The following is a 15,772-nucleotide window of genomic DNA, read 5'->3' as shown; positions in this document are numbered from 1 at the left end:
AATTCAGATCACTCCTTCGGCCCGCAGGTCAGCGGCTTGTTCGGGCGAGATCCCCAGTTCGCCGAGGACTTCGCCGGTGTGCGCGCCCAGTTCCGGGCCGAGCCAGCGGGTGCGGCCCGGTTCCTCGGAAAGCTTGGGCACGATGCCGGGGAACAGGACCTCGCGGGTCTGGTCCTGCTCGATGCGCACCTCGTGGCGTTCGTGCATGCCGCGCGCCGCGTAGTGCGGATCGGCCACGATGTCCGGCACGTCGTAGATCGGTCCACTGGGGACGGACGCCTCCGCGAGCAGCTCCAGGATCCGCCCGCTGTCGGCGGTCGCGGTCCAGGCGCTGATCGCCGCATCGATCTCGTCGCTGCGCTCGACCCGGCCGACGTTGGTCTGCAGCTGCGGGTCCTCGGCCAGGTCCGGGCGGTCGATCAGCCGCATGAACCGGCCGAAGATGGCGTTGTTGTTGCCGCCGACGACCACGTACTTGCCGTCCGCGCACTGGTAGGTGCTGGACGGGACCACGCCGGGGATCGTCGGACCGGTGGCTTCCCGTGTGACGCCGAAGGCGTCGAAGTCGGGTACGGAGGACTCCATGAGCGAGTAGATCGCCTCGTACAGCGCGACGTCGACGGTCTCGCCCGGCTGGCCGGCGCGGCGGCGGAGCAGCCCCATCAGCGCACCGATCACCGCGTAGAGCCCGGCGACCGAGTCGGCCAGGCTGACCCCGGTGCGCACCGGCGGCAGGCCCGGGTAACCCGTCAGGTGCCGCACTCCGCCGAAGGCTTCGGCGACGCCGCCGAAGCTGGGGCGCTCCCGGTAGGGGCCGGTCTGGCCGAATCCGGAGATCCGCACCAGCACCGCTTCCGGGTTGATCGCGCGGATCTCGTCCGGGCCGAGCCCCCACTTCTCGAGGGTGCCGGGCCGGAAGTTCTCCAGGACGATGTCGGCGCCGCCGATGAGCTGCCGCGCGATGTCCTGCCCGCGGTCGGACCGCAGGTCCAGGGTGATCGAGCGCTTGTTGCGCGCCATGGCCCGGAACAGCAGCGACACGTCGCCGCCGTGCAGGCGCCAGCTGCGCAGCTCGTCCCCGGTGCGCGGCCGCTCGACCTTGATCACGTCGGCGCCGAACTCGGCCAGGATCCGGCCCGCGGTCGGCGCGGCGATGAAGTTGCCCAGCTCGACGACCCGGATCCCGGTCAGCGGGCCGTGTCCCGTGGACGTCATCGGTCCTCTCCTGTTGTCAAGTGCGTTGGTGGCGGGGCGATGTGAGCGCCCGCGGGCCACGAGGTGTCCGCCTCCGCGAGCCCTGCTGTGCCACTATTTGGGAAACTCTTCCCAAAACTGACAAGCAGCGAACGTAGCCGCCCGAATCCGCCCGCACAAGGCCCGATCGACCAGCCCTGATGGAAACCTCGCGGATCGACTACCGACCGACAACTCCCGGTCACTCAACGCGACCACATCTGTCCACACTGGACACGTAGATGTTCCTGGGGTGGGCACCACGACGCAAATTCCATTGAAATCGGACCTTCGATTTCAATGGAATTTGCGTGGGAGCGGGGATCAGCGCAGGGGGTTGGCCTCGACGAGGTAGTCGGGTGCGGAGAGGCGCCACGCCTCGTAGACCAGCTCTTCGAGCTCGTCGGCGTCGATCTTGGGCAGGTGCACCACGACCCAGCCGAAACCACCGGCGGTGAACTGGATCTCGAACACTTCAGGCCGCTCCGAGACCAGCGCGATCTGCTCGGACAGGGTCTGCTTGAGGCCGACCGTGCTGGTGCGCGGCCAGTAGTAGCCGAAGCCCTTGCCGTGCACGCTGAAGGACGTGTAATCGCGCCCCTCGCCCTGCTCGACGTCGGCGAGTCCGTCGACCATCCGCAAGAACCGACTGCTGGCCACACCCATGCCCGGCATCATCGCGCACCCCACCGACAGCCGCCGAACGCCCTGCTGGCGACGGCCTTGATCACCTCGCGGCCGTGTGTATGCTGTGCCGGTCCGCCTTCGTCCCCGCCGGTCGAGCACAACTCTTCCCCGGCGGGAAAGAGCCCTGTCCGCGGCACAAGCTGGAGTCGGCCGCGCCGGCCCCGACGAATCGGACGCTTCGAATGTCGGACATCGCAGTCTTCGCCAACACCGCGATCACCATCGTCGGTGTCGTGGTGCTCATCCTCCGGGTCAAGATCAGCCCGGCCATCGCGCTGGTCCTCGGCGCGATCTACCTGGGCCTGGTGTCAGGCCTGGGGCCGGAGCAGACGATCAAGTCCATCACCACCGGTTTCGGCGACCTGATGACCGAGGTCGGGCTGCTCATCGCCTTCGGCGTGCTGCTGGGCTCGCTGATGGCGTCGCTGGGCGCGATCGAGCAGCTGGTCGAGCGCCTGGTGCGCATCTTCGGCCCGAGAACCCTCCCCTACGCCTTCGGCACCACGGTCGGCACCGTGCTGCAGTCGATCTTCGCCGACGTGCTGCTGGTGATCACCGCACCGCTGGCCAGCCGGTTGTCCCGGCAGATCGGCCCGCACGGCGCCGCGCGGATGTGCGCGGCGATGGCGCTGGGCATCGAGGTCGGCCTGGTGTTCGTGGTGCCCGGTGTCGGCGCGGTCGCGCTGGCCGGGGTGCTGAACCTGCCGTTCGGCAAGATGTTCATCTTCGGCGCCATCACCGCCGTGTTCACCATCATCACCACGCTCGCGCTGTTCACCGCGCTGGCCAAGCGCGGCCTGTGGAACCCGAAGCTGGACGAGACCGAGGAACTCCCGGTCGCCGACGTCGAGCCCGAGGCCGAGGCCGACCGGAAGTTCCCGCCGCTGGCCCTGTCGATGGCCCCGCTGCTGCTGGCGCTGGTGCTGATCGCCGTCGGGGCGATCGCCGAGATGCTGGAGTTCAGCTCCCCGGTGGTCGACTTCCTCGGCGACCCGGTCATCGCGCTGCTGATCGGCGTGATCGGCGCGCTGGCCATCGCCCGCTGGAAGCTGCCGAAGGAGCAGACCGAAACGGCGTTCAAGCGCGGCTTCCACGAGAGCGGCCAGATCCTGATCCTGACCGGTGTCGGCGGTTCGCTGGCGCAGACGGTCAAGGACGTCGGTCTGGGCGAACTGCTGAAGGACTACTTCACGACCAACACGCTCGTCCCGCTGCTGCTGGTCTGGGCGGTGGCGGCGGTGCTGCACATCGCCGTCGGCTCGGTGACGCTCGCTTCGATCACCGCGGCCGGTGTCCTGGGCCCGGTGATGCCGATGCTGGGCATCGACCCGATCTTCGTCGCGCTGGCGGCGGGCGCGGGCTCGCTGTTCGTCATCCACGCCACCAGCAACACGTTCTGGCTCCTGCAGACCCTGCTGCCCCAGACCACCCGGGGCGCGCTGAAGTCGGTCACGCTCACCGTCTCGGCGGCCTCGATCATCGCCATGATCCCGATCCAGGTGATGGCCTTCCTGTTCTGAGCGGCCGGGCTCGTGAGCACTTCGGGGCGCCATGGCACCCCGAAGTGCTCACGACACGTAGGCTGGGGCGATCGTGCGACGCATCGTCTTCCTGCTGCTGCCCCGGCTGCACCTGCTCGACCTCGCCGGTCCCGCGCAGGTGTTCTCCACCGCGGCCAACCACGGCCACGACTACACCCTGTCCTACGTCAGCCAGGGCGGGAACGTGGTGAGCGCACAAGGACTTCCGCTGCACGCCGACACCGAGTGGCCGGAGCTGACCCCGGACGACCTGGTCCTGGTGCCGGGTTCGAGGGTTCCCGATCCGCCGCACTGGCCGCGGCTGCACGCAGCCTCCGCCGAGCGACTCCGCGCGCACCACGACGCCGGTGGCGCGGTGGCCAGCGTCTGCTCCGGGGCGGACGCCCTGGGGCAGGCCGGGCTGCTGCACCACCGGCGCTGCACCACCCACCACGACCTGCAGGACGAACTCGCCCGCCGGTACCCGACCGCGACCGTGGTGCGCGACGTGCCGTTCGTCGAGGACGCCCGGATCACCACCTCCGCCGGGATCGCCAGCGGCATCGACCTCGCGCTGCACCTGGTCGCCACCGACCACGGCCCGGGAGCAGCGGCGAAGGTCGCCCGCGACATGGTCGTCTACGCCCGCCGCAACGGCGACGACCAGCAGGCCAGCGCGATGCTGCGCCACCGCGCGCACCTCAACGACGCGGTGCACCGCGTCCAGGACCTCATCGACGCCCGCTTCGCGGAACCGCTCCCGCTCGCCGAGCTCTCCGCTGCCGCGGGCTGCAGCGAGCGCACGCTCACGCGCTCCTTCGCGCACGCCACGGGGCTGACGCCCCTGCGCTACCAGCAGGCGCTGCGCATCGAGCGCGCCGAGCACCTGCTCGCGCAGGGCGCGACCACCGACGCTGCCGCGCGAGCCGTCGGCTTCACCGACTCGCGGATGCTCCGCCGCCTGCGCTCTCGCGGCAGCTGACACCGGATCGGCGTATCCGCACGCCGTGACAAGCCGTGGTCGGCTGTTTAGCATCGGATTCACTACGTGGAAATATCTTCATAACCGTGAAGTGAGGGTGGTCCGGTTGCCGTCGCTGGATGAGTTGGGATTCCGCCTGCACGCCGATGATTCGGTCCTCATCGCCCGAACCGACGTGGCGCCGGGCACCTACGCCGGGCTGCACGTGCCCGACGAGGTCCCGCGCGGGCACAAACTGGCCACTGTGGACATCGCGCGGGGCGCGCCGGTCCGCAAGTACGGCCAGATCATCGGATTCGCCTCCCGACCCATCACCGCGGGCGAGCACGTGCACACGCACAACGTCGACTACCAGGAGTTCCACCGGGAGCACGCGTTCGGCGCCGACGTGGTGCCCACCGAGTACGTGCCGAGCGCGCAGCGCGCGACCTTCCAGGGCTTCGTGCGCCCCGACGGCCGGGTCGGCACCCGCAACTACCTCGCGGTGCTGACCTCGGTGAACTGCTCGGCGACCGCGGCGAAGATGATCGCCCGCCGCATCGAGGCCTCCGGCGTGCTCGACGACTACCCGAACGTCGACGGGATCTGCCCGCTGACGCACACGCTGGGCTGCGGGCACAGCGGGCAGGGCAACGAGGGCTTCGAGGTGCTGCGGCGCGCGCTGCGCGGCTACGCCGGTCACCCCAACATCGCCGGGCTGCTGGTGATCGGCCTGGGCTGCGAGGTCAACCAGGTCAAGAGCCTCACCGAGGACCTGCGGCTGCCGCCGGGCATGCCGGTGCACGCCATGACCATCCAGGAGCTCGGCGGCACCAAGAAGACGGTGGCCGAAGGAGTCCGGCGGATCGAGGAGATGCTGCCGATCGCCAACGCCTTCCAGCGCCAGACCGTGTCCGCGGACAAGCTGATCCTCGCCATGGAGTGCGGCGGGTCCGACGCCTACTCCGGGATCACGGCCAACCCCGCGCTGGGCGCGGCAGCGGACCTGCTGATCCGCAACGGCGGCACGGCGGTGTTCGGCGAGACCACCGAGATCTACGGCGCCGAGCACCTGCTCACCCGGCGCGCGGTCAGCCGCGAGGTCGGCGAGAAGCTGGTGGACCGGATCGCCTGGTGGGAGAAGCACGTCCAGATCGACGACAGCTCGATCAACAACAACCCCTCCCCCGGCAACAAGGCGGGCGGGCTGACCACGATCCTGGAGAAGTCGCTGGGCGCGGCGGCCAAGGGCGGCACCACCAACCTCGTCGACGTCCTGCAGTACGCCGAGCCCATCACCGACCGGGGCCTGATGTTCATGGACACGCCCGGCTACGACCCGGTCAACGCCACCGGGCTGATCGCCGGCGGGGCGCAGCTGCTGTGCTTCACCACCGGCCGCGGTTCGGCGTTCGGCTGCAAGCCCGCGCCGAGCATCAAGCTGGCCACCAACACGCCGCTCTACGAGCGGATGAGCGACGACATGGACATCAACTGCGGTGTCATCGCAGACGGCGAGCTGACCGTGGCGGAGATGGGTGCGCAGATCTTCGACCACATCCTCCGGGTGGCCTCCGGCGAGGAGACCAAGAGCGAAGAGCTCGGCTACGGCGAGGAGGAGTTCGTCCCCTGGCACCTGTCCACAGTGCTCTGACCCTGCGACGGCCGATTCCCGCCGGACACCGGCAAGTCCCGCGCACCATGATGCGTCCATGCGCAATGCCGACGACGTGCTGTTCGAGCACCTCCGCCGGACCAACGAGGACTTCGCCGATCTGGTGGGATCGGTCGAGCCGGAGCAGTGGACCGCCCCGACGCCGTGCGCGGACTGGGACGTGCGCGCGCTGGTGAGCCACCTGGTGCAGGCGAACGTGATCTACCGGATGCTCCTGCACGGCGGCACCAGTGACGAGTTCCTGACCATCCGCGAGCAGAACTCGCTCGGCGACGATCCGGCCGGGCTGTTCCGCACCGCGGCCGAGGAGTGCCTGGCCGCATTCGCCGAACCCGGCGCCCTGGACGGGGAGGTGGACTACCCCTTCGGCCCGGCCGACGGCCGCAAGCTGCTCGGTCTGCTGATCGCCGACACGGTGGTGCACACCTGGGACCTCGCCCGCGCCACCGGAGAGCCCGAAGACCTCGCCCCGCAGCTGGTCGAATGGATCGACGACAACTTCGAGCACCTCTACACCGGCGTGACCGAAGGCCCGCTGGACCGGAACCGAACGTACGAGCACTTCGCGGCTCCCGCGCAGCCGCCGACCGCCGAAACCCGCCAACACCGGGTTCTCCGCCGCGCGGGCCGCCGACCGTAGGACCGGGCGTGCCGATTTCGCACGAAATTGACACCACCCCGGGCGATGGCTGCGGAGAAAGCGCAGGTGGGGCGCCTTCCGCTTGGTCGTTCCGCGGAAGGCGCCCCACCTGGTCGGGTTACGCCGGGACTGCTTGGCGCTGGATCCGGAGGTCCCAGCGGTGCCGGGTGAGGACCACCGGGACTCCTTCGCCCCGCGCCTCCGCCGCGAAGACCTCCGCGCGGGCGCGGCGCCACCACACCACCGTGCGGGACGCGCCGAGCAGCAGCAGCCCCACCAGGGCCAGCATCGCGACCCGGTAGTCCGCCCCGTTCGGCATGCCCTGCGCCAGGTCCAGCACCAGGCCCACGCACAGCACGCCGAGCGCCGTCGCCGAGTGGCCACCGGCGTTGGCCAGGCCGGTCGCGGTACCGGCCTGGTGCACCGGGTTGAAGTCGCGCACCAGGACCATGGCCACGGACGAAACCGGGCCGCCCAGGGCGAAGACGAAGAACGCCGCCGCGATCACCGCGATCGGCGGGTGGCCCTGCGGCCAGGCCAGCAGGACCGCCCAGGACAGCGCGTTGACCACCAGGTAGCCCATCACGATCCACATCCGGCACTCCGGCCGGCGGCCGATCAGCGCGCCCACCACCGGGCCGCCGACGACCTGGCCGATGATCAGCAGGCTGAGCACCACGCTCGCCGTCGATGCCGGCACCCCGAGCCCGTTGACCAGGTACGGGAAGCCCCACAGCAGCGTCAGCGCGCCGGAGGCGAACAACGTGCAGAAGTGCGTCCAGAACGCCAGCCGGGTGCCCGGCACCGACCAGGCGTTGCGCACCTGCTGGAGCACCGGCGCGCTTCGGCGCGGCTGGCCGCCAGCGGGCGCCGCGTCGCGCACGACCGTTCCGGTCACCGCCGCGTACCCCAGCGTCAGCGCTCCCACCAGCAGGAACGTCGCGGTCCACCCCAGGTTCTGCAACGCCATCGCGAGCGGGAACGTGGCCGCAACGCCCCCCAGCGCCCCCAGCGCGCTGGACACCGTTGCCACCAGTGCGTAGCGGCGGGCGGAGAAGTGCGAGGCCACCAGCCGCAGGATGCTCACCCAGATCAGCGCGTCGCCCAGACCCAGCACCGCGCGGGCCGCCAAGCCCATCGCGTACGTGTCGGCGACGGCGAAAAGCACTTGCCCGGTCCCGAGGAGGACCACCGCGACGGTGATCACCCGGCGGGAACCGAAGCGGTCCACCAGCAATCCGGTGGGAATCTGCATCCCGGCGTAGATGCCGACCTGCAGGACCGTGAACGCGCTCAGCGCGGCCGGACCGACGTCGAAGCGGTCCAGCGCCTGCGTCCCGGCAACCCCCAAGCTGCCCCTGTGAAAAACCGCGGCGAGATAGGCGATCACCGCCGCGCTCCAGATCCACCAAGCCCGACTCTCCGGTCGGTCGGCAGCCACCAGAGACCTCCTCTGTTCAGATGTTTCGACCGATCAGCGTTGATCGGTTGTCCACCGTGGTTGTCGCCGCGCGCCGCGGCGGAGTTACGCCGAACGCGAGTGGACTGCACCACACTTCGCGAATTCCCGGAAAACGGCGGAAAACTCGCCAGTAACTCCACAGTGGACAGACATGCGGAGCAACGGGTCGGGAGTGACCGCGGTCGCTCCCGCCGCGGGAACTAGAGCTCGGCCACGACCTCGTCGAGCAGGCCGACCAACCCCGCCAGCGCCGGGTTCGCATCGCCCTCGCGCCACACCAGGGCCAGCGGCACCGGCGGCGCGTCGTGCACCGGGACCAGCACCACGCCCGGCACCTTCAGGTGCGCCGCGGTCGCCGGGACCAGACCGACACCGGAGCCCGCGCCCACCAGGGACAGGATGGTGTGGGTGTCCGGCGCTTCCTGCACGAAGTTCGGGTTGAAGCCGTGGCGCAGGCAGACGGCCTGCACCAGCTGGTTGACCACCGAGCCCCGGTTCGTCGGGTAGCTGATCACCGGTTCGTCGCGCAGGTCGGCCACCCCGACGCTGCGCCCGTCGGCCAGCCGGTGGTTGTCGGGCAGGGCCACCGCCAGCTGGTGCTGCTCCAGCTCCCGCACGCTCAGCCCCTCCAGCGGCACCGGCAGCCGCAGCAGCCCGGCGTCGATCTCCTGCTGGTGGATGCGGTCCACCAGCTCACCGCCGTAGAGCGGGCTGACGATGTCGAAGCGCACGTCCGGGTAGCGCTCCCGGAACTTGCGCACGATCAGCAGCATCACCTGGTACGAGGTCTGCCCGCTGAACCCGAGGCGCACCACCCCAATCTCCCCGGCGGCGGCCTGCCTGGCCAGCTTCGGCGCCGCCTCCGCCGACTCCAGCGTCTTGCGCGCCTCGCGCAGGAACGCCTCCCCCGCCGCGGTGAGCGCGACCTGCCGCGTGGTCCGCCGCAGCAGCGGCACGCCGACCTCGTGCTCCAGGCGCTTGATCTGCTGGGACAGCGGTGGCTGGGACATGTGCAGCCGGACCGCCGCGCGCCGGAAGTTCAGCTCCTCGGCGACGGCGACGAACGCCTGCAGGTGGCGCAGCTCCAAGCCCGACCTCCCGACCACGAGCACCTTTGCCCAGGTCAGCGCGCATAATGTCGCGCCGACGAATCAAACCTAGCCGATTTTGGTGTTAGACGGAACACATTCGCTGACCTAGCTTCGAGGCACCGGGATCGCAGTGCGGCGCCCGTGGGCCCCGGCCGCCGCGATGGTGAATCAGCCGGTGCACCAACGGGTTTCGCCCTGCAATCCGGCAGGCACCCGCCTTCGGTGGAGACGGAGCCAATGCGATGAGACGTCTTTCTGAACAGGAGAGAATGGGCCGCAAGGCCGGTATCGCGTCGTTCGTCGGTACCAGCATCGAGTGGTACGACTTCTACATCTACGGCACCGCCTCCGCGCTGGTGTTCGGCAAGCTGTTCTTCCCCGTGGTCACCCCCGCGATCGGCGTGCTGGTGTCGTTCGCGACGTTCTGGGTCGGCTTCCTGGCCCGCCCGCTGGGCGGCATCGTCTTCGGGCACCTCGGCGACCGGGTCGGCCGCAAGAAGGCGCTGATCATCACGCTGCTGCTGATGGGCTTCACCACCGTCGGCATCGGCCTGCTGCCCACCTACGCCACCATCGGCATCGCGGCGCCGATCCTGCTGGTGCTGCTGCGCGTCGTGCAGGGCCTGGCCGTCGGCGGCGAGTGGGGCGGCGCGGTGCTCATCGCCACCGAGCACGCCCCGAAGGGCCGCAGCATCACCTCCGGCTCCTGGGCCCAGCAGGGCTCGCCGTCCGGGCAGATCCTGTCCTCGCTGGCCTTCACCCTCGTCTCGCAGCTGCCCGACGAGGACTTCTACAGCTGGGGCTGGCGCATCCCGTTCCTGGCCTCGGCGGTGCTGGTGGTGCTCGGCCTGGTGATCCGGTTGAGCATCGAGGAGTCGCCGCAGCTGACCAAGCTCAAGGAGACCGGGCAGGTCGCCAAGTTCCCGCTGCTGGACACCTTCCGCCACCACACCGGGCTCGTGGTGCTCGGCGTGTTCGCCTGCGCGATCGTGTTCTCCGCGTCGTACTTCAAGAACACCTTCGCGGTGTCGTGGGCGACCAACGAGCTCGGCTTCCAGCGCGAGACGTTCATGACCGTGGTGCTCATCGCCAGCATCGTGCAGTTCTTCGTGCAGCCCTTCGGCGCCGTGCTGGCCAGCAAGTTCGGCACGCGCAAGATCGTCACGGTCCTGCTGGTCGCCGAGCTCCCGGTGATGCCGCTGATGTTCCTGCTGATCAGCACCGGCAGCTTCGCCTGGTCGGTGGTGGGCATGGTGCTCGCGACGCTGCCGCACGTGATGTTCTACTCGATCCTCGCCGGCGTGCTGGCCGACGCGTTCCCGGCGCGCGTGCGCTACACCGCGATCTCGCTGTCCTACGGCCTGGCCGGGACGCTGCTCGGCGGCACCACCCCGATGATCGGGCAGCTGCTGCTGACCACCTTCGATTCGATCCTGCCGGTGATCGGCTGGGCGCTGGTCACCGTGCTGATGTCGCTGGTGGGCGTCCGAGTCCTGCTGACCCGCTCCGCGCGCGCGGTCGCGGAAGTCCCCGAAGTCGCAACAGTTCGAGCAAGTGACGAGTGATTGGTGACCTGGATGGATCCGAACGTGTTCGACGACGTGCTGCGCACGGTGCGCGACTTCGTCCGCGGCGAGGTGGTGCCCGCCGAGGACGAGATCGAGCGGACCGATGCGATCCCGCAGCGGTTGCGCGAGGCCGCCGCGGGCATGGGGTTGTTCGGCTTCGCGCTGCCGGAGGAGCACGGCGGGCTGGGCCTGTTGATGAGCGAGGACGTCCGGTTGGCGATGGAGCTGGGGTACGCGGTCCCGGCGTTCCGGTCGATGTTCGGCACCAACAACGGCATCGCCGGTCAGGTGATCGTCAAGTACGGCACCGAGGAGCAGCAGAAGCGGTGGCTGCCGCGGCTGGCCGCCGGGGAGGCGATCGCCTCCTTCGCGCTCACCGAGGACGGCGCGGGATCGGATCCGAGCTCGGTGAAGACCAAGGCGGTCCGGGACGGCGATGAGTACGTGCTGTCCGGGGCGAAGCGGTTCATCACCAACGCTCCGCACGCCGACGTGCTGGTCGTGTTCGCGCGGACCGACTCGAACGTCGAGGCGCACAAGGGCATTTCGGTGTTCCTGGTCGAGACCGGGTTGGACGGGGTCCGGATCGGGCCGCCGAACGCGAAGATGGGGCAGGCCGGGGCGCACACCGCCGAGGTGTTCTTCGACGACGCGCGGGTGCCCGCCTCCGCGCTCGTCGGCGGCGAGGAGGGCACCGGGTTCAGCGCCGCGATGTCGTCGCTGACCCGCGGTCGGCTGCACATCGCGGCCATCTGCGTCGGGTTGGCCGGCCGGATCGTCGAGGAGTCGGTGCGCTTCGCCGCCCAGGCCGAGCAGGGCGGCGAGCCGATCAGCCGGTTCCAGCTGGTGCAGGCGCTGCTGGCCGAATCGCAGGCCGAGTACTACGCGGGGCGGTCGATGGTGCTGGAGGCCGCGCGCGAGTACGACTCCGGCGCCGACACCCGGTTGGCCCCGTCGTGCGCGAAGCTGTTCTGCAGCGAGATGGTGTCCCGGGTGGCCGACCGGGCGGTGCAGGTGCACGGCGGTTCCGGTTACATGCGCGGGGTTCCGGCGGAGCGCTTCTACCGCGACGCCAGGGTCTTCCGCATCTACGAGGGCACCAGCGAGATCCAGAAGCTGATCATCGCCAAGCAGCTCCTCCGCCAGTTCTCCTGACCCGTCGTTCCGCAAATTCCATTGAAATCGCACGTCCGATTTCAATGGAATTTGCGGAACCGGACACCCGAGCACTCCACCCGTTCCCGCTGCGAGGAGGAATTCGTGGTCGCCAACTCCGCGATCCAGCGACTGCTGCACCCGCGGTCGATCGCCGTCCTGGGCGCCTCGGACAACCCGATCAAGCTGTCCGGGCGGCCGATCGAGCTGATGAAGCGGTTCGGCTACGCCGGTCGCCTGCTGCCGATCAACGCCCGCCGCTCCGAGGTCCAGGGCCTGCCCGCCTACCGCAGCCTGGACGAGATCGACGGCGAGATCGACCTGGCCATGGTGATGCTGCCCGCGGACAAGGTCGTCGACGGGCTGCGCGACTGCGCTGCGCGCGGCATCCCCGCGGCGATCGTCGGCGCGTCCGGCTTCGCCGAGATCGGCGAGCGCGGCGAGCAGCTGCAGCAGCAGCTGGAGGCGGTCATCGCCGAGACCGGCATCCGGGTGCTGGGGCCGAACTGCCTCGGCATGTTCAACGTCCGCGACCGCGCGATGCCGACGTTCACCTCGGCGATGGACGAGAGCGCCGAGCTGGTCGGCGGTCCGGTGGCCTTCGTCAGCCAGAGCGGTGCTTTCGGCACGTTCATCTTCAGCGCGGCGCAGCAGGCCGGGCTGGGCATCTCGCACTTCCTCAACACCGGCAACGAAGCCGACCTGTCGGTGGCCGAGGTGCTCGGCGGCCTGCTGGAGACCGACGGGGTCGAGGTGCTGATGGCCTACCTCGAAGGCGTGCACCAGGGCCACGAGCTGATGTCGGTGGCGCGCCGGGCGCACGAGCTGGACAAGCCGATCCTGGTGGTGAAGGTCGGCAGCTCCGAGGCCGGGGCGCGCGCGGCCCAGTCGCACACCGCCTCGCTGGCCGGGGAGGACGCCGTGTTCGACGGCGCGGCCCGCCAGCACGGGATCGTCCGGCTCGCCGGGCAGGAGGAGCTGCTCGACACCGCGCAGGTGTTCGCCAACGGGCGGCGCACCCGCGGTCGCCGGCTCAGCACGCTGTCGCTGTCCGGCGGTGCCGGGGTGCTCATGGCCGACGTCGCGAGCAACAACGGTCTCGTGGTGCAGCAGTGGGAGGAGGAGTGGCAGCAGCGGATGGCCGAGGTGATCCCGCCCTACGGTTCACCGCGCAACCCGATCGACCTGACCGCGATGCTGATCAGCGACACCGACCTGCTGCGACGCGGTCTGGAGGTCGCCGTGCAGCACCCGGGGACCGACATGATCGCGGTGCTGCTGGGCAACGCCGACAACGCGTCCGCGCAGCTGATCGACGCGATCGAGCAGGCGTTCCGGAGCACCGACCGGCCGCTGGTGGTGGTGTGGACCGGCGGCAGCGGACGTCCCCGCCGGCGCTTGCAGGAGCTGGGCATCCCGTGCTTCACCGATCCCGGCCGGGCGGCTGCGGCGCTGAGCAAGCTCGCGGACTTCAGCCTGCGCCCGCCGCTGCCCGCGCCCGAACGCCCGGCCGACATCGACGACAAGGTGGTCCGCGCGATCGTCGAGGACGTCCGGGCGCAGGGGCGCACCCAGCTCGACGAGCACGAGTCGAGCCGCCTGATCGCCGCCTACGGCATCCCGTGCGCGGGGGCGTTCCCCGCCGCCACGCCCGATGCCGCGGTCGCCGCCGCGCACGACCTCGGCGGCCCGGTGGCGGTGAAGCTGCTGTCCGACCGCATCGGGCACAAGTCCGACATCGGCGGGGTGCGGTTGAACCTGACCGGCGACGCGGAAATCCTTGCGGCGGCTGGAGATCTGCTGGACATCGCCAAGACGGCCGGTGATCCCGATGCCCGGTTGCTGGTGCAGCGGATGGCCGGCGGCGGCACCGAGCTCATCGTGGGCCTCAAGCACGATCCCGCGTTCGGCCCGGTCGTGGTGGTCGGGTTCGGCGGTGTCCTGGTGGACGTCCTCGCCGACAGCCAGGTCGGCGTGGCCCCGCTCGACCCCGACGCCGCCGGACGCCTGCTGCTCTCGCTGCGCGGCAGCCGGCTCTTCGGCGAAGTGCGCGGCAAACCGCCGCGAGACCTCGACGCCGCGGCCGATGCGGTCGCCCGCCTGTCCTGGCTGGCCCACGACCTCGCCGAGGACATCGCGGAACTCGACGTGAACCCGCTGCTGCTCGACGAGGCGGGCAAGGGCGTCATCGCCGTGGACTGCCTCGCCGTGCTGACCCCCGCGGACTGATCGGATCCAAGGAAGGTGTGGAGGGATGAGTGAAGTGACGCCTCTCGTCGAGGCGCCGGAAAGCGTGTTCCGGGAAGGGCTGGCGGCCGGTGAGCTGCGGTTCCAGCGCTGCCGGGAGTGCTCCGCCGCGGTGTTCCAGCCCCGGGTGCTGTGCCCGGGGTGCGGGAGCGACGAGCTGGGCTGGGAGCGCAGCAGCGGGCTCGGAACGGTCTACTCCACCACCGCGGTGCGGGGCCGGGACGGCGTGCACAACGTCGCGCTGATCGACCTGGACGAGGGTTTCCGGATGATGTCGCGGGTCGAGGGCGTCGACGCCGACCGGGTGGTCATCGGGTCCCGCGTCGAGTTCGCCGCGGTCGAGCAGGACGGGGAACCCGTCGCCGTGTTCCGGGAGGTGTCGTGATGGGCTTGCGCGGTAGGGCCGCCGTGGTCGGCGTGGCCGAATCCGATCTCGGGCAGGTAGCACCGGGGTTGACCCCGCTGGACCTGGCCGGGCAGGCGACGGTGCGCGCGCTCGCCGACGCCGGGCTGGATAAGTCCGATGTGGACGGACTGTTCACCGCCTCCTCCTACTACCCGATGTCGGGCATGGACACGGCCGAATACCTGGGAATCCGGCCGAAGTACGTCGACGGTTCGACCATCGGCGGCAGTTCCTTCGTCTCGCACCTGCTGCACGCGGCAGCGGCGATCAGTGCTGGAGCGATCGAGACGGCCCTGATCGTCTACGGCAGCACCCAGCGCTCCGACGGCGGGCGCCTGGTCTCGCCGTCCAAGCCCAACCCGTACGAGGCGCCCTACCGGGCGCGCCACCCGATCAGCATGTACGCGATGGCCACCGCGCGGCACATGCACCAGTACGGCACGACCCGCGAGCAGCTGGCCGACGTGGCCGTGGCCGCGCGCCAGTGGGCGCAGCTCAACCCGGTGGCGTTCGCGCGCGATCCGCTGACCCGCGAGGACGTGCTGGCGGCGCGGATGATCAGCGATCCGCTGACCAAGCTGGACTGCTGCCTGGTCACCGACGGCGGCGGCGCGGTGGTGCTGACCAGCGCGGATCGTGCCCGCGACCGGCCCGGCAAGCCGGTGTTCCTGCTCGGTGCGGGCGAAGCCGTCTCGCACCGCAGCATCTCGGCGATGCCGGACCTGACGGTCACCGCGGCGGCCGAGTCCGGCGAGCGGGCGTTCGCGATGGCCGGGCTCGGACCGCAGGACGTCGACGTGGTGGAGCTCTACGACGCCTTCACCATCAACCCGGTCCTGTTCCTGGAGGACCTCGGGTTCTGCGCGAAGGGCGAGGGCGGCTCGTTCGTCTCGGAGGGCCGCATCGCGCCGGGCGGCAAGCTGCCGGTGAACACCAACGGCGGCGGGCTCTCCTACTGCCACCCCGGCATGTACGGGATCTTCACCATCATCGAAGCGGTGCGCCAGCTGCGCGGCGAGTGCGGCGCACGCCAGGTCGAAGGCGCCGGCATCGCGCTGGCGCACGGCAACGGCGGCGTGCTGTCCAGCCAGGTCACCGCGATCTTCGGCACCGAAAGCGCGCTCTGA

At 70.3% G+C, this 15,772-nt stretch carries 13 protein-coding genes; 9 read left to right on the top strand and 4 right to left on the bottom strand.

Annotated elements, in window-relative coordinates; genetic code table 11:
- Nucleotides 1-3 precede the first annotated feature (3 nt).
- Together ABTZ89_RS00690 and ABTZ89_RS00685 are read right to left on the bottom strand one after the other, a co-directional pair.
- Nucleotides 4-1,215: a CaiB/BaiF CoA transferase family protein gene (locus ABTZ89_RS00690; protein ID WP_351038606.1), complete on the bottom strand. Its 1,212-nt coding sequence runs from the start codon at nt 1,213-1,215 to the stop codon at nt 4-6.
- 342 nt (nt 1,216-1,557) lie between these two features.
- Entirely contained in the window at nt 1,558-1,899 is a 342-nt protein-coding gene (locus ABTZ89_RS00685; RefSeq protein WP_270946720.1) for an MmcQ/YjbR family DNA-binding protein, read from the bottom strand.
- A gap of 203 nt (nt 1,900-2,102) precedes the next feature.
- Here ABTZ89_RS00685 and ABTZ89_RS00680 point away from each other — a divergent pair, with 203 nt between their 5' ends.
- The 4 genes from ABTZ89_RS00680 to ABTZ89_RS00665 all read left to right on the top strand — a co-directional run bounded on the left by ABTZ89_RS00680 (nt 2,103) and on the right by ABTZ89_RS00665 (nt 6,716).
- Nucleotides 2,103-3,440, top strand: coding sequence for a GntP family permease (locus tag ABTZ89_RS00680; RefSeq protein WP_351038605.1), 1,338 nt, complete (start codon nt 2,103-2,105; stop codon nt 3,438-3,440).
- 73 nt (nt 3,441-3,513) lie between these two features.
- Nucleotides 3,514-4,422: a GlxA family transcriptional regulator gene (locus ABTZ89_RS00675; RefSeq protein ID WP_351038603.1), complete on the top strand. Its 909-nt coding sequence runs from the start codon at nt 3,514-3,516 to the stop codon at nt 4,420-4,422.
- A gap of 106 nt (nt 4,423-4,528) precedes the next feature.
- Complete coding sequence (locus tag ABTZ89_RS00670) at nt 4,529-6,055, top strand: UxaA family hydrolase (RefSeq protein WP_502949494.1); 1,527 nt, start codon at nt 4,529-4,531, stop codon at nt 6,053-6,055.
- Between the two features lie 58 nt (nt 6,056-6,113).
- Nucleotides 6,114-6,716, top strand: a complete 603-nt coding sequence (locus ABTZ89_RS00665; protein ID WP_351038599.1) for a TIGR03086 family metal-binding protein — start codon at nt 6,114-6,116, stop codon at nt 6,714-6,716.
- Between the two features lie 118 nt (nt 6,717-6,834).
- Here ABTZ89_RS00665 and ABTZ89_RS00660 read toward each other — a convergent pair whose 3' ends face one another.
- Both ABTZ89_RS00660 and ABTZ89_RS00655 read right to left on the bottom strand, forming a co-directional pair.
- A complete protein-coding gene (locus tag ABTZ89_RS00660) occupies nt 6,835-8,157 on the bottom strand; it encodes an MFS transporter (protein ID WP_351038597.1) in 1,323 nt (440 codons plus the stop codon).
- A gap of 221 nt (nt 8,158-8,378) precedes the next feature.
- Nucleotides 8,379-9,284 (bottom strand): LysR substrate-binding domain-containing protein, encoded by a 906-nt coding sequence (locus ABTZ89_RS00655; protein WP_270946726.1) that lies wholly within the window; start codon nt 9,282-9,284, stop codon nt 8,379-8,381.
- A gap of 254 nt (nt 9,285-9,538) precedes the next feature.
- On the opposite strand from ABTZ89_RS00655, the gene ABTZ89_RS00650 reads away from it, so the two are divergent.
- From ABTZ89_RS00650 to ABTZ89_RS00630, 5 genes are all read left to right on the top strand, one after another.
- Nucleotides 9,539-10,834 carry an MFS transporter gene (locus tag ABTZ89_RS00650; protein WP_351038594.1) on the top strand — a complete coding sequence of 432 codons (1,296 nt, stop codon included), beginning with the start codon at nt 9,539-9,541 and terminating at the stop codon, nt 10,832-10,834.
- Between the two features lie 12 nt (nt 10,835-10,846).
- Nucleotides 10,847-11,992, top strand: coding sequence for an acyl-CoA dehydrogenase family protein (locus ABTZ89_RS00645; protein WP_351038592.1), 1,146 nt, complete (start codon nt 10,847-10,849; stop codon nt 11,990-11,992).
- A gap of 105 nt (nt 11,993-12,097) precedes the next feature.
- Nucleotides 12,098-14,221, top strand: coding sequence for an acetate--CoA ligase family protein (locus ABTZ89_RS00640; protein WP_351038590.1), 2,124 nt, complete (start codon nt 12,098-12,100; stop codon nt 14,219-14,221).
- A 25-nt stretch (nt 14,222-14,246) separates the two neighbouring features.
- Nucleotides 14,247-14,624, top strand: coding sequence for a Zn-ribbon domain-containing OB-fold protein (locus ABTZ89_RS00635; RefSeq protein WP_270946730.1), 378 nt, complete (start codon nt 14,247-14,249; stop codon nt 14,622-14,624).
- Nucleotides 14,624-15,772 (top strand): thiolase family protein, encoded by a 1,149-nt coding sequence (locus ABTZ89_RS00630; protein WP_351038587.1) that lies wholly within the window; start codon nt 14,624-14,626, stop codon nt 15,770-15,772. The genes ABTZ89_RS00635 and ABTZ89_RS00630 overlap by 1 nt, the downstream gene beginning before the upstream one ends.

This window comes from Saccharopolyspora sp. NPDC002686 (assembly GCF_040295745.1).
GTDB lineage: Bacteria > Actinomycetota > Actinomycetes > Mycobacteriales > Pseudonocardiaceae > Saccharopolyspora > Saccharopolyspora oryzae.
The sequence above is the reverse complement of the archived record's forward strand: the minus strand, read 5'-3'. Positions and strand labels throughout refer to the sequence as shown.